This window comes from Pauljensenia sp. UMB6358 (assembly GCF_030216865.1).
Lineage (GTDB): Bacteria > Actinomycetota > Actinomycetes > Actinomycetales > Actinomycetaceae > Pauljensenia > Pauljensenia turicensis_A.
Genome location: NZ_JASOMS010000187.1, coordinates 1 through 263, shown reverse-complemented (window position 1 = coordinate 263; position 263 = coordinate 1). Strand labels below are relative to the sequence as shown.

The 263-nt window shown below is 58.2% G+C and carries 1 protein-coding gene; it reads left to right on the top strand.

Annotated elements, in window-relative coordinates:
• Nucleotides 1–66 precede the first annotated feature (66 nt).
• On the top strand, nucleotides 67–263 hold a 197-nt coding region (locus tag QP381_RS09125), incomplete at its 3' end, for a hypothetical protein (protein WP_285068700.1).

The following is a 263-nucleotide window of genomic DNA, read 5'->3' as shown; positions in this document are numbered from 1 at the left end:
ACCGACCTACGCGTAGGCGATGCTCTACGCCGCGCCGCCTCCGCTTCCGACGTATTCTCCAAAGCCATGCGCGACGGGCAAAGCGCTTTTGACGAGAACAAAGCACTCGCGGAGGAAGTCGCGCGCAGGTATGAGACGGTCGGGGCCCGGTCGAAAATGGCGTGGAATCAGATTAAAGATGCTGCCATTAGCACCGGGGATAGTCTGCTACCTGTAGTGGGTAATTTAGCTGATGGGGTGGCAGGAGTCGCTAAAGGGTTTGC